Origin of the sequence: Micromonospora sp. NBC_01405 (assembly GCF_045040155.1) — a bacterium.
Taxonomy (GTDB): Bacteria; Actinomycetota; Actinomycetes; order Mycobacteriales; family Micromonosporaceae; genus Micromonospora.
Window position 1 is genome coordinate 6,082,839 of record NZ_CP109532.1, and the last position, 19,498, is coordinate 6,102,336.

Annotated in this window: 14 protein-coding genes and 1 pseudogene; 8 read left to right on the forward strand and 7 right to left on the reverse strand. The window is 73.0% G+C overall.

Annotation, left to right across the window (positions count from 1 at the left end):
* Positions 1–120 precede the first annotated feature (120 nt).
* Entirely contained in the window at positions 121–1,380 is a 1,260-nt protein-coding gene (locus OG559_RS26345; protein ID WP_405108385.1) for an Ig-like domain-containing protein, read from the forward strand.
* A 114-nt stretch (positions 1,381–1,494) separates the two neighbouring features.
* On the opposite strand, the gene OG559_RS26350 is transcribed toward OG559_RS26345, so the two are convergent.
* Entirely contained in the window at positions 1,495–2,514 is a 1,020-nt protein-coding gene (locus OG559_RS26350; protein ID WP_405108388.1) for an SMP-30/gluconolactonase/LRE family protein, read from the reverse strand.
* A gap of 266 nt (positions 2,515–2,780) precedes the next feature.
* Between OG559_RS26350 and OG559_RS26355 the strand changes: the two are divergent.
* A pseudogene (locus OG559_RS26355) lies at positions 2,781–3,140 on the forward strand (STAS domain-containing protein); the annotation flags it as partial.
* Between the two features lie 238 nt (positions 3,141–3,378).
* On the opposite strand, the gene OG559_RS26360 reads toward OG559_RS26355, so the two are convergent.
* The 3 genes from OG559_RS26360 to OG559_RS26370 all read right to left on the reverse strand — a co-directional run bounded on the left by OG559_RS26360 (position 3,379) and on the right by OG559_RS26370 (position 5,904).
* The gene (locus OG559_RS26360) at positions 3,379–3,747 is read right to left on the reverse strand and encodes an FKBP-type peptidyl-prolyl cis-trans isomerase (protein WP_161683944.1); all 369 of its coding nucleotides are present in this window, start codon (positions 3,745–3,747) and stop codon (positions 3,379–3,381) included.
* Between the two features lie 170 nt (positions 3,748–3,917).
* Positions 3,918–4,475, reverse strand: coding sequence for a hypothetical protein (locus tag OG559_RS26365; RefSeq protein WP_405108391.1), 558 nt, complete (start codon positions 4,473–4,475; stop codon positions 3,918–3,920).
* A gap of 286 nt (positions 4,476–4,761) precedes the next feature.
* Entirely contained in the window at positions 4,762–5,904 is a 1,143-nt protein-coding gene (locus tag OG559_RS26370; protein ID WP_405108394.1) for a DICT sensory domain-containing protein, read from the reverse strand.
* Positions 5,905–6,094: 190 nt separating this feature from the next.
* Between OG559_RS26370 and OG559_RS26375 the strand changes: the two genes are divergently transcribed.
* Positions 6,095–6,988 carry a hypothetical protein gene (locus tag OG559_RS26375; protein ID WP_405108397.1) on the forward strand — a complete coding sequence of 298 codons (894 nt, stop codon included), beginning with the start codon at positions 6,095–6,097 and terminating at the stop codon, positions 6,986–6,988.
* Between the two features lie 1,043 nt (positions 6,989–8,031).
* Here OG559_RS26375 and OG559_RS26380 read toward each other — a convergent pair.
* Entirely contained in the window at positions 8,032–8,379 is a 348-nt protein-coding gene (locus OG559_RS26380; RefSeq protein WP_161683941.1) for an Lsr2 family protein, read from the reverse strand.
* A 492-nt stretch (positions 8,380–8,871) separates the two neighbouring features.
* Here OG559_RS26380 and lon point away from each other — a divergent pair, with 492 nt between their 5' ends.
* Complete coding sequence (lon, locus tag OG559_RS26385) at positions 8,872–11,202, forward strand: endopeptidase La (protein WP_405108400.1); 2,331 nt, start codon at positions 8,872–8,874, stop codon at positions 11,200–11,202.
* Positions 11,203–11,412: 210 nt separating this feature from the next.
* Here the strand turns inward: lon and OG559_RS26390 are convergent, their stop codons facing one another.
* Positions 11,413–11,922 carry a MarR family winged helix-turn-helix transcriptional regulator gene (locus OG559_RS26390; protein WP_405108402.1) on the reverse strand — a complete coding sequence of 170 codons (510 nt, stop codon included), beginning with the start codon at positions 11,920–11,922 and terminating at the stop codon, positions 11,413–11,415.
* 111 nt (positions 11,923–12,033) lie between these two features.
* Here OG559_RS26390 and OG559_RS26395 point away from each other — a divergent pair, with 111 nt between their 5' ends.
* A complete protein-coding gene (locus OG559_RS26395; protein WP_405108405.1) occupies positions 12,034–12,405 on the forward strand; it encodes a DoxX family protein in 372 nt (123 codons plus the stop codon).
* A gap of 109 nt (positions 12,406–12,514) precedes the next feature.
* On the opposite strand, the gene OG559_RS26400 is transcribed toward OG559_RS26395, so the two are convergent.
* Entirely contained in the window at positions 12,515–14,230 is a 1,716-nt protein-coding gene (locus OG559_RS26400; protein ID WP_405108408.1) for a DEAD/DEAH box helicase, read from the reverse strand.
* Positions 14,231–14,757: 527 nt separating this feature from the next.
* Between OG559_RS26400 and OG559_RS26405 the strand changes: the two genes are divergently transcribed.
* From OG559_RS26405 to OG559_RS26415, 3 genes are all read left to right on the forward strand, one after another.
* Positions 14,758–16,362, forward strand: a complete 1,605-nt coding sequence (locus OG559_RS26405) for a cellulose binding domain-containing protein (protein WP_405108411.1) — start codon at positions 14,758–14,760, stop codon at positions 16,360–16,362.
* Positions 16,363–16,878: 516 nt separating this feature from the next.
* Positions 16,879–17,847: a DUF5715 family protein gene (locus OG559_RS26410; RefSeq protein WP_405108414.1), complete on the forward strand. Its 969-nt coding sequence runs from the start codon at positions 16,879–16,881 to the stop codon at positions 17,845–17,847.
* 3 nt (positions 17,848–17,850) lie between these two features.
* Positions 17,851–19,452 (forward strand): asparagine synthetase B family protein, encoded by a 1,602-nt coding sequence (locus OG559_RS26415; RefSeq protein WP_405108416.1) that lies wholly within the window; start codon positions 17,851–17,853, stop codon positions 19,450–19,452.
* Positions 19,453–19,498 lie beyond the last annotated feature (46 nt).

The following is a 19,498-nucleotide window of genomic DNA, read 5'->3' on the forward strand; positions in this document are numbered from 1 at the left end:
TAGGCCCGGTGCCGGCGAAACTGCCGAAAAATGCTTCACGTAATTCCCGGAAAGCTGCGTCGCGCCTCCCGTCCGGCCGTACAGAATGTGGCCAAGGGGAAATGGGAATGGGGTGCGAATATGAACGTGAGGCGGCGATCGACGCTATTTGCGGTAACCATCGCAGCCACCTCGCTGGTGCTCGGCGGGTGCACCGCCGAGCGGAAGACCGCCGGGGGAGCGGCGCCGCCACCCGCGGTCGAGCTGACGCCGGCCGACCGGGCCCGGGACGTCCCGCTCAGCGCCGAGGTCGGCACCAGCGTGACGAACGGGAAGGTCAGCGCGGTCCGGCTCACCGACGACAAGGGGCGGCAGTTGGGCGGCGAACCCCGGGAGGACGGGTCGAGCTGGGTGCCCAGCGCGCCCCTGGCGAACGGGCGGACGTACACCGCCGAGGTGACGGTGACCGGGGACCAGGGGCGGACCTCCACCCGGAAGACAACCTTCACCACGGCGTCGAAGCCGACGAAGCCGGCGATCACCAGCACTCTCTACTTCGCGGGCAACCAGACGTACGGCACCGCGATGCCGGTGACGGTGGCCTTCGAGCCGGCCGTGCCGAAGGAGGCGCGGGCGGCGGTGCAGAAGCGGCTGTTCGTCAAGACCGACCCGCCGCAGCCGGGCACCTGGTCGTGGCTGGAGGACGGCAGTCAGGTGTACTACCGGGCACCCGACTTCTGGCGGCCGGGCACCGCGATCAGCGTCCGGGCGGCGCTCGACGGGCTGCCGATCGGCAAGGAGCGGATGGGTGACGCCGACCGCAGGGCCAGCTCGAAGATCGGGCGGCAGGTCGCCGTCGACATCGACAACGCCACGAAGCAGATGTCGGTGTTCCGGGACGGCAAGCTGGTCCGCCGGATCCCGGTCAGCCTCGGCAAGCCGAGCACGCCCAGCTCCAGCGGCAAGATGGTGATCATGGAGAAGCACGAGCGGACGACGTTCGACACCCGCGGCGAGCCCGACGGCGGGTACGTGGTCGACGTCGACGACGCGCAGCGGATCACCTGGGGCGGTGAGTTCATCCACTCGGCGCCGTGGTCCGAGGGCGACCAGGGCTACACCAACGTCTCCCATGGCTGCGCCAACGTCTCCGCCACGGCGGCCGACTGGCTGATGGGTATCACCCAGGTCGGCGACCTGGTGACCGTCAAGGGCACCGAGGTGCCGCTGCAGGCCGGCAACGGCTGGACGGCCTGGAACGTCGGCTGGGACGAGTTCGCCAAGGGCAGCGCGTTGCCCGTACCGGCCGGGCTGCGGCCCAGCCCGCACGTGCCGCCGCACCCCGGCGCGGTGGCCGGCGGCAGTTCGCCCGCACCGGCCCCCTCGGCCAGCGGCGGCTGAACTCGGGAGGAACGACCGCCGGACCGGTCCGTCACCGCAGGGTGGCGGACCGGTCGCCGTCCTCACCGGCTGCGCCCCGTCGCCCACCTCGCCCGGGGGACAGCCCGGTCGGCCTCAGCCCAGTGGCACCCGGGCCACGCCCGAGCCGACCAGGCTGCCGAGCCAGAGTCGGTCGCCGTGCTGGCGTACGCCGGTGATCATCCAGTAGGTGCCGCGCGGTCCGTGCAGGGTCCGCAGCACCGTGCCCGCGCCGTCGACCAGCGCGACCAGCCCGTAGCGGCGCGGCTGTGGCCGGACCGCGTCGGGCAGCAGCGCCACCAACTGCCGCAGCCGGGGGTGCGGCAGCAACCGCTCCACGGCCGGCAGCCGGGGGCTGGGCAGGGCGATCCAGTACGTCCCGTCGCCGACCGCGGACAGATTGTCCGGGTACGCCGGCAGGTCCGTCAGCACGGTGGCCGCCCCGCCGGGCAGGTCGACCCGCAGCAGGCGGTGGGTGGTCGTCTCCACCAGGATCAGCGCGGACTCGTCCGGGGTGAGCGCGATCCCGTTGGGGAAGTAGAAACCGCTCGCCACCACCTCGGTGTGCCCGGTGCCCGGGGCGTACGCCAGCACCCGCCCGTTGGGCCGGTGTTCGAGCAGGTCGTGCTTCCAGTGCGAGAGCGGGAACCGGTCGGAGGAGTCGGTGAAGTAGATCGTGCCGTCCCGCGCGACGGTGGCGTTCTTCGCCAGGTTCACCGGCGGGGCGGTGCCCGTCAGCTCCCGTACCGCCCCGTCCGGGGTGACCCGCAGCAGCCCCCGGTAGGCGTCGCAGACGACGAGGCTGCCGTCGCGCGGGTCGACTTCGATGCCGAGCGGCCGGCCGCCGGTCTCGGTCAGCAGTTGGGAACGGGTGCCTTCGGGCGCGTCCGCCGGCCACCACCAGAGCCGGCCGTCCTCGTCGCCGCTGACCACCCGGCCGTCCGGGTCGACCACGACGTCCTCGGGGCCATGCGCGCCCTCGGCCAGCGGCAGCAGCTCCGCGTCGTCGAGCCGCAGGTCGGTCGCCGTCCACGGCCCGTTCAACGGGGGCGGCACGGTGGCCGGCTCGCGGACGGGCCGGATGGGTCGGGGCGCGCGCGGGCGGGGAACGACCATCGGGTCATTGTCACCCGCCGCACGCCGCCGGCCCGGTCCCCGCCACGCGTGTCGCACAGGCCCGCCGCACCCCCGGCGGTCGCCGGGACCATGCCCGGGTCGCCCGCCGCCCGGACCGGGCCGGCCTGGGTTCGCCGGTGCCCCCGGCGTTGCCGCAGCTCCTGCTCAGGGTGGACCCGGAGTGACTCGGGGTCAGACCCTGGGTGTACCCGGAGTCACCCCTCGGCAGGGCGGAATTGTCGGGGGGTGGGGCTAGATTCGTGGTCATGAAGCAGCGCAGCGATCGGTTCCACGTGCAGGTCAGCGTGGGCGACCACGCGGTGGAGATGCGGGCGACCGGCGAGGTCGACATCGCCACCGTCGGCCTGCTGCGCGCCGCGCTGTGGGCCGCCCCGGCCCGGCCGCTGCTGCGGCTCGACATCTCCGGCGTCCGGCTGCTCTCCGCGGCCGGGGTCCGGGCGCTGGTCGCCGCGCACCGACGGGTCCGCGCCCGTGGCGGCGAGCTGGTCCTCGTCGACCCGGCCCCGGTGGTCGCCCGGGTGCTGCACGTCACCGGCCTGGACCGCGTCATCCCCGTCCGGGACGGCGCCGCTGCCTCGACCGCTGTCGCCTCGACTGCGGCTGCCTCGACCGTGGCAGCGCCGCGTGTGCCGGCGCCGCTCGCCCCCGCCCTGGCGGGGGAGTCGTCGGCGCGACCGGAGCCGGCGGTGACCCCGCCGGAACCTGCCGCGCTCGGGTCGCTGGCCCGCGCCCTGGGGTCGCTCGTGCCCGTGGCGGAGGCGTCCTCCGCGCCCATGCTGGCCTGCGTCTGACGGCCTGCCGTCGGGGTGGGGCCGCCGGCACCGGCCGACGACCCCACCCCGATCAGCGGACGCCGAGCAGGTCGACGACGAACACCAGGGTCTCGCCGGGCTTGATGAGGCCGCCGGCGCCCTGGTTGCCGTACCCGAGGTGCGGCGGAATGGTGAGCTTGCGCCGGCCGCCGACCCGCATGCCGACCACGCCCTGATCCCAGCCGGCGATGACCCTCCCGCCGCCCAGCGGGAACTCGAACGCCTCGCCGTGGTTCCAGGACGCGTCGAACTCGCGACCGGTGGAGTGGGCCACCCCCACGTAGTGCACGGTGGCCCGCTGACCGGGCTGGGCCTCCGGGCCCTCGCCGACCGTGAGGTCCTCGATGACGAGATCGGCGGGCGGCGCGCCCTCGATCGGGCCAACCTGGGGCTTGTCCATGTCGTACGCCTCCTGCTCGGTGCTGCGGCTAACTGCGGTCGCCGTCGATCCTGCCGGATCGTGATCTGTCGATGTCCGGCGGTCCCGCGCCCGGCGGTCCCAGCGCGGCCCGACATGCGGCGGCGGGCGCCACCGGGAAGGTGGCGCCCGCCGGGGCCGTGCTCGTCCGACTAGCTCAGCCAGGGGAACCGCTGGACGATGGGCAGCCGCTTCCAGGCCCGGCCGAGGCCGAGGGTGTCGCCCGCGCCGAGCAGGGCGAGGACCACCAGGACCGCGGCGTAGATGAGATGGTCGTCCATGAAGGGGTTATTCTCGGGGGGCAGGACGGCCGTCCACATCATCACCAGCAGCAGGCCACCGGCGATGGCGGCGATCCGCATCCCGATGCCGAGAATCAGGGCCACGCCGATGGCGGCCAGGCCGAGCATGAACAGCCAGTCCGCCCAGGCCGCGCCGGCGATCTCGGTGTAGAACCCCTTGAACGGGCCGGCGGTGCCGAAGGCCAGGAAGCCCTTGGTGGGGCTGCCCCCCTCGATCCAGGCGTTCTTCGCCTCGGTCCCGTGGCCGAGGCCGAACATCTTGTCCAAGAAGGCCCAGAGGAAGGTCCAGCCCAGGGCGATCCGGATTCCGGCCAGGACGTACCGGGTGGCCCTCTGGCGGGTGGTCTCGCCCGATGGAGCGATGGTGTTGGCGGTGGTCCGCTCGATCGTCGCGGCCATGGTGTCCACGTCCCTTCCTGTGCCTCGCACCGCGTTCCCGGTGGCAGTTCCATTGGACATCGTCACCGGCGTCCCGGTCAGGGCCGATGGGTCCGCTTCCGACCGGGACCTTCGACCCTGATCCACTCGTCCCGGCCGGACATTTCCCCGTCGGCCTCGTCCGACCGTAGTCGATGATCACGCAACCGCAACCGATGGACCGCAGACCGGTGCTCGCGTGGGCAGTGCCTCCGGCATGGTACGGGGGCAGCACGCCGACACCCCTGCACTCCCGCACCCGGGCTCCTGACCCGCACTACCCGACCGGTACCTCGGCCGTCTCGGGGGCCAGCCGGGCCACCGGCACGCCCTCCCGGGCGGCCCACCCGACGGCGTGCCGGACGTCGGCCACGGGCAGGGGCCGCCGGGCCGTCACGGTGACCGCAGCATGCACCGCGAACGCGACGAACGGGTACGACCGGACCAGGTCGCCGACCGCCTCGTGCACCTGGCCGGCCACCGTCACCGCCTGCTCCTCGGTCAGCGCCGGCAGGAACAACAGGTACTCCTGGTCCGACAGGCGTACGGCCCGGTCCACCGGGCGCAGCGGCGCGGTCACCGCCCCGATCACCGCCTGCGCCTCGCGGGCCGCGCTGCGCCGGCCGAAGCGCTCCGGCGCGCCAGCCGGCTCGTCGACCCGGACGCCGATCAGCGCCACCGGCAGGGTGCCCGACGCGGTGATTCCGTCCGCGCCCGTCCACAGCCGCATCCCCGACTCGTCGAGCAGCGGTGCGGCGGCCTCGGCGGCCCCCGCCTCGGCACCCCGGCCGCGGTCACCCGACCCCGACCCGGTCGCCCAGTGCTCCCGGGCCGTACGCTCGGCGCGGGAGAACATCAGCCGCAGCGCCGCCTCGCCGCGTGCCTCGCCGGGCGTCGCGGGCAGATCACGCACCCGGGCCAGCACGTCGTCCACGGTTGCGCGGGCCGCGTCGGGAAGCCGGTCGGCGAGCCGGTCGCGCAGCCGCAGGACCTCGTGCAACGCCTCGTCGCGGCGGAAACCCCACCGGCCGTCGAAGAGCCGGCCGGCCTCCAGCGTGGCCGCCGGCTCCACCTCCGCCCGGTCGTACGCGACCAGCGTCGCGCCGAACCGGGGGGTCAGCGCGAGCACGCTCCACTCCCGCGCCAGGTCCTCGGTCTCCTCCAGGGCCACCCCGTACGCGCCGTCGGGGAGCTCCGAAGGAGGTTGCCCGACCACGCCCACCACCGTCACCGCCCCCGAGGCGGCGATCCGCTCGTAGACCGCCCGTTCCCGCTCGAAGTACGGCATCCGTTGGAAGAGCGCGACGACCACCAGCGGCCCGTCCTCGGCGATGGCCAGGGCGGCACTCTCGATGGCGTGGGAGACGGCGACGAGGCTGCGCTTGGTCATGAGTTCCGGGGGCCGTCCACTGTGCAGCACCCGCTGAGCCTAGAGAACCAGAGAGTGGAGCGCTTCCGCCGGCCCCGCCCAGCCGGCGCCGCGGCGCGGAGCGTCCGGGCGGCGTGCCCGGGCCGACCGGCGGCCGGGCGTGGGCCGCACTGGCGAGGTGGGAACCATGATCGACGGCCTAGACTCGGCCGGTTGACGGCCCGACGGATGGACAAGGCGGATGACGAGCACCGGTAGTGAAGACGGCTCCCTGCTGCGCCCCGTCGCGGCGTCGACCGGCCGTGGTCTGGCCCTCGCCCGGGGCGGCCAGGTGGTGTACGCAGCCCGGCGGCTCGGCGAGTTGCTGCACGGCCGTCCGCCGGGGGTCACCGGTCACCAGTGGAGCTCGGCCGGCCGGGAATGTCTCGACCACGTGGTCTGCGCCGCGCCTTCGGGCCGACCGCTGTTCGCCGTCGAGGTCGGGCCGCCGGTGCCGCCCGGGTCGGCGGCCCAGCGCGCCGAACGGATGAAGGACGCCGTGTGCGCGGCGGTCGGCCTGGCGGTGCTGCGGATCGCCTCGCCCACCCTGCGCGCCGCCGACCACGGCCGGCGGATCGTCGAGTACGTCATCGACGCGCGCGCCTACGCCGACGCAGTCCGGCCGGACCCGGGGCACACCGAGCCCGGGGACGCCACGCCGGTCGCCTTCCGGGACATCGTCGGCCGGTTGCCGGACGGGCGCAGCGGGCACGTCAACGACCTCGGTGCCCTGGCCCGGGCGGCAGCCGTCGAGGCCTACGTCTCCCGTCGGCTGGTCGACCCGATCGTCCGGGGCCTGCACGTGCGCTGGGCGGACGGCCCGGCCGAGGGCTGGAGCTGGGTCGAGGTGCGGCCCGGACGGTTCCTGGTGGAACGGGTGCGGGTGTGGGAGCACCGACTCTCCTGCGGGGTGGACCCGGGGCGGCTCGCCGAGGACCTCGCCGCTGTGGCGGTGGGCGAGCGGCTGCGTGGCCTCGACGGCGGCGAGCCTGAACTGGTCGCCCGTGAGCAGTTCGACGGGGACATCCGCCGGCTGCGGGCGCGCCGTGACGAAATGCGGAACGGCTTTGGATTCGACCACCTCTGCGCGGATTGACGTCCCCTGGAACGGGGCCCCGACCGGTCGCTCCCGCAGAATTCCCATATCCGGGTTGAGCCTCGCGCCACGGCACCCTACTCCAGCGGGAATGGACAGGATCTTGCTCCACCGAGCCTGCGGGCGTGGACGACGGTGCGGAAAGAACATCATCGGCCATCGACATGCGCCGGCACATCGTAGTGACCCTCACCGGCGGCCCACCAGAATTGATCGGTCCGACGGGGCCACGTGGCGGCTACCGGATCGAGGGGGGAGAGCAATTCGATGCGAAGGCCCACACGGGGGCCGTCATCCGGTATCGCGCGGAGCAGGCGGCTGCTGGACGTTGTCGGCACGCTCGCGGTCTTCGACAAAATCGGCAACAAGGGCGGTCGGCGCGGCGGGGACAACGGCGGCGGCCAGAACGGAGGCGGGGACGGCCCGCCGCCGCCCGGTGCGCGGTCCGGGCCGGTGGCGGCCCGCACCGCATCCCGATGATGGAACGGGTCAACCGGGCACCCGCCTTCGACGTCGTGCGGATCCAGGTCAACGTGACTCGCGCGGCGGCGCCGCGCGAGTCGGCAGATCCGGGGTCGCCCGGGGGCCGATCACCCCTGGGCGACCCCGTCGCGCGGTTCGAGCACCGGCGGCCTGCGAGGCTGGACCGGTGGACGTGGGACGCGGGGCGGCGCGCAGGTGGCCGTCATCTCGGCGGACCGGCACGGCAGGAAGAGCGGACGCCGGTCGGCGCGTGGGTGGGCCGTCACCTCGGGCGGGTGCACCGGACGCCGGTGCCGTGCCGGCCCGGCCCCGTCCGCGCGCCGTTCACCGACGTGTCGACGGGTGCCCCGGAGCACCGGGTGTGCCGGGCCCGGCCCGCCCGCTGCTCCGTCGAGTGCGCCGACCGGCCAAGTAGCTGACCGGCCGGGTCGTGGGACGGCCCGCACCGGCACCGGCCTGTGTCGGCCGGCGCCGTGGGAACTGCGACCGGAAAGGGGCCAGCGGGTGCCGGCCTCCACGGCGCGACCCGGGAACCCCCGGATCGCGGCACCGCCGCCGGATCAGCGGTTTTTGTAGGCCTCGACGACCGACACCGGGATGCGCCCGCGGTCGGAAATCTCGTGGCCGTTGTTGGCGGCCCATTCCCGGATGGCCCGGTTCTGCTCGCGGTCCATTCCGGAGACCGGGGCCCTTCCCGGGCGGCGGGCGGTCCGGCCGGTCTCGACCGGGCCCCGACCGATGCGCCGGCCGGCGTTGATGTAGGGATCGAGTGCTTTGCGCAGGGTGCCGGCGTTCTCGTCGGAGACATCGATGGTGTACGCCACGCCGTCCAGGCTGAACTCGACGGTCCGATCCGCCTTCCCGCCGTCGAGGTCATCAGTCAGAACGGTGATTACTTTCCGAGCCATCGCCAATTACTCCTTGTGTGGGGCGGGGTGTGCTAAGAGTTTGACGTATCAACTGGCAATTCCGCAAGAATATGCCCGGTTCTGCATTCGGCGAGTCGAGTTACGCGGGATGGAATCCCGCTCGGCCGGTGGAATTTGCTGGTGCCGCTCAAGCGGTTGAGCAGGCCAGAGGCGCCGCGGGGTGGCCGCCCGATTCGCCTCCGACACCCGTGGCAGGCGCGGCGGTGTTGTCGCCATCCGCCACGCCTTCCCTTCGGCGGCGGACGGTTTCCCGAAGATCGCGCCGGCCCCGACCCCGGCCGCGATCAGGCGCGGGGATTGCCGTCGCTCCTCGTCGGACGCCCCCGGTCGGCGAGGGAGGCCCGCGCCCGGGCCCTGCGCCGGGTCGCCTTCGAGCGACCGCTGGAGTGGCCTGAATCACGCTTCGGAACAAGGGGGACGCTCTGTTACTTGAGTGAGTCAGGCTCAACTCAACGCGATAGCAGGTGTTCGATGGCAACTCTTCCGGTACTTCCACTGACCGACGCCGTCCTGCTGCCAGGCATGGTCATTCCGGTGACCCTCGACCCGACCACCCAGGCCGCCGTCGACGCGGCCCGCGCCACCGGCGACGAGCAACTCCTCGCCGTGCCCCGTATCGACGGCGAGTACGGCCCCGTCGGCACGGTCGCCACCATCGAAAAGGTGGGCCGCCTGCCCAGCGGCGAGCCGGCCGCCGTGGTCCGGGGGTTGTCCCGGGCACGGATCGGCTCCGGCGTCCCCGGACCCGGCGCCGCCCTCTGGGTCGAGGCCACCGAACTGCCCGAACCCGTCCCCACCGGCCGGGCCCGGGACCTCGCCCGCGAGTACCGCGCCCTGATGACGTCCGTGCTCCAGCAGCGCGGCGCGTGGCAGGTCATCGACGCCATGGAGCGGATGACCGACCTCTCCGAGCTGGCCGACGCGGCCGGCTACGCGCCCTGGCTCACGCTGGCGCAGAAGACCGAACTGCTCGCCGCTCCGGACGTCACCGCCCGGCTGGATCTTCTCGTCGGCTGGGTGAAGGACCACCTGGCCGAGCAGGAGGTCACCGACCAGATCAACAGCGACGTCCGCGAAGGGCTGGAGAAGTCCCAGCGCGAGTTCCTGCTCCGCCAGCAGCTCGCCGCCATCCGCAAGGAGCTCGGCGAGGACGCGCCGGACGGCTCCGCCGACTACCGGGCCCGGGTCGAGTCCGCCGAGCTGCCCGCGAAGGTCCGCGAGGCGGCGCTGCGCGAGGTCGGCAAGCTGGAGCGGGCCAGCGACGCCTCCCCGGAGGCGGGTTGGATCCGCACCTGGCTGGACACGGTGCTGGAGATGCCGTGGACCACGCGTACCGAGGACAACACCGACCTGGCCGCGGCCCGGGCCGTGCTCGACGCCGATCACGCCGGCCTGGCCGACGTGAAGGACCGCATCCTGGAGTACCTCGCGGTGCGCAACCGCCGGGCCGAGCGCAACCTCGGCGTGGTCGGCGGGCGTGGCTCCGGCGCGGTGCTCGCCCTCGCCGGCCCTCCCGGCGTCGGCAAGACCAGCCTCGGCGAGTCCGTCGCCCGGGTGCTCGGCCGCAACTTCGTCCGGGTCTCCCTCGGCGGCGTCCGCGACGAGGCGGAGATCCGGGGCCACCGCCGCACGTACGTCGGCGCGTTGCCCGGCCGGATCGTCCGTGCGCTGCGCGAGGCCGGCTCGATGAACCCGGTCGTGCTCCTCGACGAGGTCGACAAGCTCGCGGTCGGCTACGCCGGCGACCCGGCCGCCGCCCTGCTGGAGGTGCTCGACCCGGCGCAGAACCACACCTTCCGCGACCACTACCTGGAGGTCGACCTCGACCTGTCCGACGTGCTGTTCCTGGCGACCGCCAACGTGGTGGAGACCATCCCGGGCCCGTTGCTGGACCGGATGGAGCTGGTCACCCTGGACGGCTACACCGAGGACGAGAAGGTCGCCATCGCCCGGGACCACCTGCTGCCCCGGCAGCGGGAGCGGGCCGGCCTGACCGCCGAGGAGGTCACCGTCGCCGACGACGCGCTCGCCCGGATCGCGGGGGAGCACACCCGGGAGGCCGGCGTCCGGCAGTTGGAGCGGGCGCTGGCGAAGATCCTGCGCAAGGTCGCGGTCGCCCTGGCGACCGACCCGACGCCCGTCCGGGTGGACACCGGCAATCTGGCCCGCTACCTCGGCCGGCCCAGGTTCACCCCCGAGTCGGCGGAGCGGACGGCGGTGCCCGGCGTGTCCACCGGCCTCGCGGTCACCGGCGCGGGTGGGGACGTGCTCTTCATCGAGGCCACCAGCATGGAGGGTGAGCCGGGGCTGACCCTCACCGGCCAGCTAGGCGACGTGATGAAGGAGTCCGCGCACATCGCGCTGTCGTACCTGCGTTCCAACGGACGCCGGCTCGGCATCGACCCGAACGCCCTCGCCGGGCGGCGGATCCACCTGCACGTTCCGGCGGGCGCGGTGCCCAAGGACGGGCCGAGCGCCGGAATCACGATGGTGACGGCGCTGGCCTCGCTGGTGACCGGCCGGCCGGTGCGGCCCGAGTTCGGGATGACGGGCGAGGTGACGCTCTCCGGCCGGGTGCTGCCCATCGGCGGGGTGAAGCAGAAGCTGCTCGCCGCGCACCGGGCCGGCCTGACCGAGGTGATCATCCCGGCCCGCAACGAGCCGGACCTGGACGACCTGCCCACCGAGGTACGGGAGGCGCTGACCGTGCACACCCTCGCCGATGTCGTCGACGTGCTCGCCCTGGCGCTGCGCCCGGCCGACGCCGGGACCCTCACCGGCCCCACCCTGACGGCCGCCTGAGGGCGAACAGAGGTCCCCTGTCATCGCTTCACGCGGGCGGGGGACCTCTGTCAACGCGCGCCCGGCCAAGGCCTCCGCTCCGGCGCTGCCGCAACCTCGTCCCGCGCGGCCCGAGCCTCGTTTCCGGGCGGGTCGGGCCTCGTTTCCGGCGGGCCGGGGCCAGGGTCGGAGCAGACCGTCGGGCGCCGGGGCCAGGGTCGGAGCAGGCCGTCACGACCCGTCGGACGCGTTCCCGCGTCGCGCCGTGGACGCCGGGCAGCCGCCGGCCGGGCTGAGCCGGGCCAGCAGCGCGGCGGTGATCGTGCCGAGCTGCGCCACCTGCGTCGGGGTGAGCACGTCGAAGACCAGCGAGCGGACGCGGGCCACGTGCGCGGGCGCGCTCGCCGCCAGGTGGGCGTAGCCGGCGTCGGTGAGCACCGCGACGGAGCCCCGGCCGTCGTCGTCGGCCCGCTCGCGGCGTACCCAACCCTGGCGCTCCAGCCGGCCGACGAGGTGGGACAGCCGGGACTGCGAGCCGTTGACCAGGGCTGCCAGCTCACTCATCCGGCGGGACCGGCCAGGGGTCTCCGACAGCAGCGCCAGCACCCCGTAGCCGAAGTGGGTCAGGTCCGCGTCGCGCTGCAACTGCCCGTCGAGTTCGGCCGGCAGCAGGGTGAGCACGGCGAGCATCCGCTGCCAGACCTCCTGCTCGCCGTCGCTCAGCCAGCGGGTGGGTTCCATCGCCCCAGCGTACCGATACTTGACGCTTCAAGTACCCGAACGTACGGTGATGCTTGAAACGTCAAGTAAATTATCCGCCCGGCTGGGCGGCAGCCCTTCGGAGGCACCCTCGTGAACGTCGTCCTGTGGATCCTGCAGATCCTGCTCGCTGTGATCTTCGCCGTGGGCGGGCTGACCAAGGTGACCCAACCCAAGGTGAAGCTGCGTGAGCAGATGGGCTGGGTGGAGGGCGTGCCCGAGCCCGCCGTGAAGACGCTCGGCGCACTCGAGGTGCTCGCCGCCGTCGGCCTGATCCTGCCGGCCGTCACCGGCATCGCCACCGTGCTGACCCCGCTGGCCGCCGTGGGCGCGGCGATCGTGATGGCCGGCGCCGTCGTCGTGCACGCCCGGGCCAAGGAGTACCCGGGCACGGCGTTCACCGCCGTGCTGCTGGTCGCGGCGCTCGTCGTCGCCTGGGGCAGGTTCGGCTCGTACGCGTTCTGACCTGACCCGGCCGACCCGCGCGGCCGCGGATCAACTCGGCGTCGGTGACCTGGCGGTGCCCCGGAACGCGGGGGCCGTGATTGTCACCGACGCCGAATCGATCAAGAGATCAGGGGCGGTCGCGGTCGCGGCGTACCGTCGTCTTGCGGCCCTTGATGGTGCTGCCGCGCAGCGCGGCGATCACCTCGTCGACCGCCCCGTTCGGGACCTCCACCAGCGAGAACCGGTCGGCGATCTCGATCGAGCCGATGTCCCGGCCGCTCACCCGCGTCTCTCCGGTGATCGCCCCCACCAGGTCCTGCGGGCGCACCCCGGCGCGTCGGCCCAGCCCGATGAACACCTGCGTGGCGTCCCCCGGCCGGGGGCGGGCCGGACGGCGGTCGCCGCCGCCCCGGCCCTCGTACCCCGGCCGGGTCTCCCGCTGCGGACGGACCGCGACCTGGGGGATCTCCTCCTCGTCGTCGTCCGAGCCCGGCGAGGCGGCCTCGTGGGCCAGCTTCACCGCGGCGAGGGCGACCTCCATCAGGTCGAACTCGTCCGACAGCGACTCCACGATCACCCGGAACGGATCCAGGTCGTCCTCCAGCAGCGACTCCCGCAGTGCCGCCTGGGTCAGCTCCAGCCGCCGGGTGCGCAGGTCGGCCGCCGTGGGGATCTTGTCGATCGCGATCCGCTGCCCGGTCACCCGCTCGATGGTCTTGAGCATCCGGTGCTCGCGCGGCTCGGCGAGGGTGATCGCCACGCCCTCGCGGCCGGCCCGGCCCACCCGGCCGATCCGGTGCACGTACGACTCCGGGGCCGACGGCACGTCGTAGTTGACCACGTGGGTGAGCTGCTCGACGTCCAGGCCCCGGGCCGCCACGTCGGTGGCCACCAGCAGGTCGGCGGTGCCGGCGCGCAGCCGTCCCATCACCCGGTCCCGCTGCTCCTGGCTCATCCCGCCGTGCAGCGCCTCGGCCCGGTAGCCCCGGCCGTTCATCGTCTCGGTGAGCCGGTCCACCTCCTCGCGGCTGCGGCAGAACACGATCGCCGCGGTCGGCGACTCCACGTCCAGCACCCGGCCCAGCGCCGCCGGCTTGTGTGCCCGCGCCACGATGTACGCGCTCTGCCGCACCAGGGGCGCCGCGCCGGCGACCTGCTGCTCCCGGCCGATCTGGATGCGCACCGGGTCGGTCAGGTGCTGGCGGGCCATCCCGTCGATGCGCGACGGCATGGTCGCCGAGAACAGCACCGTCTGCCGCTGCGCCGGGGCGTGCTCCAGGATCGCCTCGATGTCCTCGGCGAAGCCCATGTCGAGCATCTCGTCAGCCTCGTCGAGCACCACCGTGGCCAGCTCGCCCAGCCGCAGGGTGCCCCGGGCGATGTGGTCCAGCGCCCGCCCCGGGGTGGCCACCACCACGTCCACGCCCAGGTCCAGGGCGCGTAGCTGCCGGCCGATCGGCTGCCCGCCGTAGATCGGCAGCACCCGGGTGCCCAGGTCCTTGCCGTACCGGTGGAACGCCTCGGAGACCTGCACCGCCAGCTCCCGGGTGGGCACCAGCACCAGCGCCACCGGGTCGCCGCCGGGGCGCCGGTCAGGCAGTTGGTGCAGCAGTGGCAGGGCGAACGCGGCGGTCTTGCCCGTACCGGTGGCCGCCTGGCCCAGCAGGTCCCGACCGGCCAGCAGGGGAGGAATGGCCTCCCGCTGGATCGGGGTCGGCTCCTCGTAGCCGAGGGCGGAGAGGGCGCCGAGCAGTTCGGCGCGCAACCCGAGATCGGTGAAGGCGGTCGCCTCGTCGGTGCTGCCGGGGGCGGCGGGGTCGATCGGTGTCGGTGCGGAACTCATGCCATAAGCCTTTCATCACCCCTCGAGGCGCGCTCGGGCGACCGGCACAACCGGCTTACTCGGCCTGTGTCGCGGGCGACGGCCGGTGGTGTGCCGCGACCAGCCCGCTGGCGCCGGCCCGTCTCCTACCGTCGAGATGGTAACTGAATCGGTTAACAATCATGGGTTCTCAGCGACGTGCGAAGGGGGTTGGTGTCCGGAGCTGGGGGTTTTTGATCACCAGGCAGGTCGAGCGGTTCAGCCACCCCGAAGCCGGAGCAGCACCGTCGACGAGGCGGCTCACTTGGGCGTGCGCCACGGTCGCGCCGGAGGCGGCGAAGCGCGCCCCCGGTTTACGGCCTTGTAACTTAATCGGTTCAGTGCTTTGATGGGCTCATCGGGCAACCACAGTGATCGATGTAATGGTTCGGGCCGGGCCTCGGCCGTAGCCCCGCCCAGGGATTCCCTCCCTGTGGTCATCGCCCGAAGCGGCCCGGGCTGGCCGCGACAAAGTTCAGCGTCCCCCCACGAATGGTTAGGAGTTCAGCATGCCCAGGAAGAAATTCCCAGGACTGTCCGTAGGCCTGCTCCTCGGCGTTCTGCTGGCCGCGATCGGCGTGTTCGTCGTGGGCCCCGGCGCGCAGGCGGCGGCGTCGCCGTTCGTCCAGCGGTGCGGTATCCGTTTCTGTCTGGACGGCAAGGCGTTCCACTTCGCCGGGACGAACACGTACGACCTGTTCACCTACGGCAGCGGATCGGGTGACACCGAGACCCAGTACATGGACAAGGCCCGCATCGACGGCCAGTTCGCCCGGATGAGCGCGGATCGGGTCACGGTGGTGCGGACCTGGCTGTTCAGCATGGAGAGCTGGCACGGGTTCGAGACGGCCGAGGGCGTCTACAACGAGCAGCAGTTCGCGCTCTTCGACTACGTCATCCAGTCGGCGAAGGCACACAACATCCGGCTCGTTCCGGTCTTCGAGAACTACTGGGAGGCATACGGCGGCATCGACCGTCGCCTCCAGTGGGAGGGCCTGTCCGGCGGTCACCCCGGGCGCGGTCAGTTCTTCAACAAGTCCAAGTGCCCCGGCTGCTTCACCTCGTACAAGAACTACGTCAGCCACGTCCTGAACCGCGTCAACCACTACAGCGGCGTCAGCTACAAGGACGAGTCGACGGTCCTGGCCTGGGAGTTGATGAACGAGCCCCGCTACCAGGACCAGACCCCGAACGAGAACACCACGGGCACCACCCTGCGGGCCTGGGTCGACGAGATGGGTGCCTTCGTCAAGGGCATCGACCCCCACCACCTGCTCGGCACCGGCCTGGAGGCGCACGAGACGCGGTACGGGTTCGGTGGCGACGAGGGCAACCCGTTCGTGTACACCCACCAGTCTCCGTACATCGACTTCACCTCCGCCCATCCCTACCCGACGGAGTCGTGGGCCGACCTGGACCTCGCCGAGACCAAGGCGCTGGTCCGGCAGTGGATCTCAGACTCACACAACCTGCTCGGCAAGCCCTTCTTCATGGGCGAGTTCAATACGCACAATGTCGACCGGACCGCATGGTGGCGGGAGCTCTTCGCCGACTTCGAGGCCGCCGGCGGCGACGGCAGCGCGTTCTGGTGGTACGCCGATCGCGAGATCGACGGCAAGTTCGGCGTCACCCAGGGCGATCCGGAACTGGCCGTGTTCCGAGCCCACTCCGAGCGGATGATCGCCAAGAGCGGTGGCACGGTCCCCACGGTCGGACCGACCGTGTCACCGACCAGCCCGAGCCCGACGGCTTCTCCGACGGTGTCCCCGACGACGCAGCCAACCTCGCCGCCCAGCGCGTGCACGGTGCGGTACGTGTTGTCCGACTGGGGCAACACCTTCAACGCTGACGTCACCATCCGCAACGGTGCCGGCAGCGCGGTCAACGGTTGGGCGTTGACTTTCTCGTTCCCCGGTGCCCAGACCATCAACAACACCTGGAACGGGGAGACCGCCCAGTCCGGGAAGCAGGTCACCGTCCGAAACGCGTCATGGAACCCCACGATCGCCGCCGGTGGCAGCGTCAACTTCGGCTTCTCCGCCACCTCGACTCCCGGAACCAACGGTGTCCCGGCGGCCTTCAGCCTCAACGGCGTCGCCTGCGCCAAGAGCTGACACGGCCCCCGTGCGGGCGGCCTGACGGGCGGCCCGCACCAGCGTCGGTGTCCCCGGCCGAACCGGTCGGGGACACCCGACGTTCCCGCCGCCGGTCGCGGCAGCCCGGCCCGACCCGCGGCCGGGCGGGCGAGGGGGCTGCGCGAACGGCCGGGTTCGGCGAAACTGGGACAAGGGCCTCTTCCTCCGGGAATCGAGGCCCGGGCGGACGGCCGGGGTGCCGCACCCACCCCGGCCGTCCGGCTCCGCCTCGGTCAGCGGTTGAGTCTCAGGTAGCAGACTCGGCGGTCACCGGCGGCTCGGCGCCGCCGTGCGCCACCAGCCCGATCCGGGGGAGCGGCGTCGCCCGGGGTTGCACCGCTGCTGCCAGCGGTCCGGGCGGTCCTCACCGTTGGGCGGTGGTCCCCGCCGTTAGGGGGATATAGGAAGATTGTTCGCTCTCGCCCCGACTTCTGGCTATTACGGTGTGTATCAGGTCAACCCACACGGTGTCGTGCCGGAAGAGAGGACCCGACCATGCGAGTGCCCAGTCGACGCACCGGCCCCCAGCTCGGCCCGCCCGTCGCGTCCGCCATGCCGGCCCGTCGGGTGGCCCGGGGGGTGGCCCGCCGACCGGCCCCGCCCGCCGCCCCGGACCTCGCCGCCTACCGGGCGGCCGTGGCGGAGCTGCTGATCGAGGTCGGAGCCCTGGCCGAACCCGAGTCGACGGGGGCCCGACAGGTGCTGCTCGACGAGCGCCTGCGCGAGCCGGCGATCGCCGCGGTGCTCGACGCCACCCCGCAGGGCCTCATCGGGGCCCGGGAGACGCTGCTGCTGGAGATGGCCCGCTACCGGCCCAACCCGCGCAGTTCCGCCGCCGACCTCACCGCCCTGATCCGGATCTACCTGCTCTCCCGCATCGACGTGCTGTGGTGGCGCGACGCGCCCACCTTCATGACCGACGCGCAGGTGAACGCCAGCGCAGACCTGGTGGACCTGGAGTGGCTGCGCCGCCGCGACCTGCTCCGCTTCCGGTATCAGGAGCAGCCCGCCACCGTCGTTGGCCGCAGCGTGCGGGCGGTGCGCCGCCGGCTGCTGCCGGAGGCCCGGCCGCACACCGCCGGGCTGAAGTTCCGCCGGGCCCGGCGCGAGGTGATCGGCCTGCTCAACGACATCGGTCGCGAGTTCGACCGGATCGCCCCGCCCGGCACCCCGCCGCTGTGGGTGACCAGCCTGGTCCGCAGCGCCGAGCATCAGCACCAGCTACGCCGCCTCGGCTACGCCGCGATGGTGCCCAGCGGGCACTGTCTCGGCTACGCCGTCGACGTGGAGCTGGCCTGGTTCCAGCGATTCGGCGCCCGGGACGCCCTGGCCGGGCTGCTGCTCGCCCGGCAGCGGGCCGGGGAGGTCAACGTGGTCGACGAGGGACAGGCCTGGCACCTGTGCCTCGCGCCCGCCGCCGGGCTGCGGTTCCGCCGGTCGTACGAGGCCGAGATGGGGGTCTGAGCCGTGTGCGGCATCGCGTTGAGCATCGGCCCGGAGGCCGACCCGGCCACCTTCCGCCGGATGCTGGCAGTTCTCGCCCCGCGCGGCGAGGTGACCGAGACCCGCCGGGAGGCCGGGCTGCTCGCCGGCACCCGCCGGCTGCGGATCGTCGACCGGGACCGGGCCGTGCAGCCCTGGGTCTCCGCCGACGGGCGGTTCCTGCTCTGCCACAACGGCGAGATCTTCAACCACCACGAGCTGCGCGCGGAGCTGACGCGACTCGGTCACCCGTTCCGCAGTGAGAGCGACACCGAGGTGCTGCTCGCCGCGTTCCTGGCCTGGGGCGAGGACGCGGTGCGGCGGCTGCGCGGCGAGTACGCATTCGTCGTCGTCGAGCAGACCACCGGGCGGGCCTACCTGGCCCGTGACCCGATCGGGGTCAAGCCGCTGTACTGGTCCCGGGTGCCCGGCTGCCTGCACCTGGCCAGCGAGGTCAAGGCGCTGGTCGGGCACGGCGCGCCGGTGTGCGAGGTGCCCCCGGGGCACCACGGCTGGGCCGAGCCGGGTGGCGACGTCCGGCTGCGCCCGTACGTCGACCTGCTGACCCTCGGCGAAGGGCTGCCGATGGTGGACGACCCGGACGAGGCCGCCCTGCTCGTCCGTGCCGCCCTCACCGACAGCATCCGGATGCGGGTGGACACCGACCTGCCCCTCGGCGTGGTGCTCTCCGGCGGGCTGGACAGCTCCCTGGCCCTGGTGCACGCCCACCAGATGCACCCGAACTGCGTGGCGGTCACCGTCGGCGTGCCGGAGAGCCCGGACGTGGCGTACGCCCGGCGGCTCGCCGCCGACCTGGGGGTGCCGCACGAGGTGGTCGAGCTGCGCCCCCGTGACGTCCGGCTGGCCGATGTGCGGGAGGCCATCCGGATCTCGGAGCTGACCGAGTACGGGGACATCATCAACGCGGTGGTCTCGGTGCCGATCTTCCGTCGGCTCCGCGAGCTGGGCGTGCGGGTGGTGCTCACCGGGGACGGCTCCGACGAGCTGTTCGGCGGCTACCCGATGTACCACCAGGTCGGCCCCGAGCGGGCCCGCCGGCTGTTCCTGCACCGGATCCGCAACCTGTGCCGTACGGAGTTGCAGCGGGTGGACCGGGCCAGCATGGGCCACGGGGTCGAGGCGCGGGTGCCGTTCCTCGACCTCAGCGTGGTGGAACTGGCGATGCGGCTGCCGCTGGAGCTGAAGCTGCGCGAGGGGCGGGAGAAGTGGATCGTGCGACGGGCCTTCGCCGACGTGCTGCCCGACTACGTGCTGCGCCGGCCGAAGAACCCGATGTCGTACTCGTCGGGGCTGCACGAGCGGGCCCGGCTCTACAAGCCGCTGTTCGCCCGGCTGCACCGCTCGTTCGGCTATCACCTGCTCGAACCCGTCCGGCGGGACTTCGACAGCGTGCTCAGTCGATGCGGCAACGACCTGGACCGGGCCATCGCCGACGGGCTGGCCAGGCCGGACTACACGATGCTGGAGCACGCCCGGGACCTGGTCGGGGCGGCGAAGTGGAACGCCGCGCCGGTGGTCCGCCGGCTGGTCGGCCCGCGCGCCACGCGGCGTACGCCGGTCGGCTGACCGCTGAGCCGCCGGTCCGCGTCGCGGAGCTGGCGGCGGTGCAGTG

Coding starts and splice junctions, on each gene's coding strand:
- OG559_RS26345 (WP_405108385.1), top strand. CDS start 121: ATGAACGTGAGGCGGCGATCGACGCTATTTGCGGTAACCATCGCAGCC.
- OG559_RS26350 (WP_405108388.1), bottom strand. CDS start 2,514: ATGGTCGTTCCCCGCCCGCGCGCGCCCCGACCCATCCGGCCCGTCCGC.
- OG559_RS26360 (WP_161683944.1), bottom strand. CDS start 3,747: ATGGACAAGCCCCAGGTTGGCCCGATCGAGGGCGCGCCGCCCGCCGAT.
- OG559_RS26375 (WP_405108397.1), top strand. CDS start 6,095: ATGACGAGCACCGGTAGTGAAGACGGCTCCCTGCTGCGCCCCGTCGCG.
- OG559_RS26380 (WP_161683941.1), bottom strand. CDS start 8,379: ATGGCTCGGAAAGTAATCACCGTTCTGACTGATGACCTCGACGGCGGG.
- lon (WP_405108400.1), top strand. CDS start 8,872: ATGGCAACTCTTCCGGTACTTCCACTGACCGACGCCGTCCTGCTGCCA.
- OG559_RS26390 (WP_405108402.1), bottom strand. CDS start 11,922: ATGGAACCCACCCGCTGGCTGAGCGACGGCGAGCAGGAGGTCTGGCAG.
- OG559_RS26400 (WP_405108408.1), bottom strand. CDS start 14,230: ATGAGTTCCGCACCGACACCGATCGACCCCGCCGCCCCCGGCAGCACC.
- OG559_RS26405 (WP_405108411.1), top strand. CDS start 14,758: ATGCCCAGGAAGAAATTCCCAGGACTGTCCGTAGGCCTGCTCCTCGGC.
- OG559_RS26410 (WP_405108414.1), top strand. CDS start 16,879: ATGCGAGTGCCCAGTCGACGCACCGGCCCCCAGCTCGGCCCGCCCGTC.